3 protein-coding genes are annotated in these 835 nt (G+C 60.4%); all 3 read left to right on the top strand.

Annotated features, from left to right (window positions below):
* Nucleotides 1–126, top strand: a 126-nt coding sequence (locus tag AWB69_RS51075) for a phosphate acyltransferase (protein ID WP_156529235.1), incomplete at its 5' end; no start/stop codon positions are given.
* A 49-nt stretch (nt 127–175) separates the two neighbouring features.
* Nucleotides 176–580, top strand: a complete 405-nt coding sequence (locus AWB69_RS45365) for a heme-binding protein (protein WP_062093259.1) — start codon at nt 176–178, stop codon at nt 578–580.
* Between the two features lie 52 nt (nt 581–632).
* A partial coding sequence (locus AWB69_RS45360; protein ID WP_156529234.1) for a hypothetical protein occupies nt 633–835 on the top strand: 203 nt, incomplete at its 3' end.

Here is an 835-nt window from a genome sequence, read left to right as displayed (position 1 = left end):
ATTGGCCCGATCCTGCTGGGCGCGGCCCAGCCGGTGCATGTGCTGACGGCGTCGGCTACGGTGCGCCGGATCGTCAATATGACGGCTCTGATCGTAGCAGAGTCATGTCAACTTGAAGGCCAATAGTGAGTCAGGAATAGCGACCTTCCCCCAATATCTTTCAAACGGCACCGACATGCAATCCAAAGCAGTGATTTCGCTCGAAGCAGTTCAGAACATTCTCAATGCAGCGCGCGCAGAAGCCCAGCGGAACCAATGGCCCGTGACCATCGCCGTTGTCGACGACGGCGGTCACCCGCTCGGCCTCCTTCGGCTCGATGGTTGCGCGCCAATCGGCGCGTACATAGCGGCGGAAAAGGCACGCACCGCAGCGCTCGGCCGGCGCGAGTCAGCGGGTTACGAAGACATGGTCAACGGCGGGCGTAGCGCGTTTCTCAGCGCGCCTATTTTGACTTCCCTTGCGGGCGGCGTCCCGGTGATCATCGAGGGTCAAGTGGTTGGCGCAGTCGGTGTATCGGGAGTCAAGCCGGATCAGGACGTACAGGTCGCCAAGGCGGGCGTCCTGGCCGTCGCCGCTTGAGCCAGCCAAGTCAATTTTTTTAAAAAAAATGAGCAGTTGGAGTAACCAAGTAATGACTCAAATGATCAAACGGGGCGGCCTCAAAGTCGCGGCCATCCTGGACAAGTTTGTCGACGAGGAGGCGCTGCCCGGAACCGGTATCGACAGCGTTGCATTCTGGAACGGTTTCAGCCAACTGGTCCACGACCTCGCGCCGAAGAACCGCGCGCTGCTCGCCGAACGCGACCGGCTGCAAACGGAGCTGGACCAGTGGCA

The sequence above is a fragment of the Caballeronia udeis genome, from assembly GCF_001544555.2.
In the GTDB taxonomy this organism is placed as follows: Bacteria; Pseudomonadota; Gammaproteobacteria; order Burkholderiales; family Burkholderiaceae; genus Caballeronia; species Caballeronia udeis.
Note: the sequence above shows the minus strand (reverse complement) of the source record. Positions and strands in the feature narration are given on the sequence as shown.

Excerpts from the sequence above, each read along its gene's own strand:
- AWB69_RS45365 (WP_062093259.1), top strand. The coding sequence starts at position 176 with ATGCAATCCAAAGCAGTGATTTCGCTCGAAGCAGTTCAGAACATTCTC.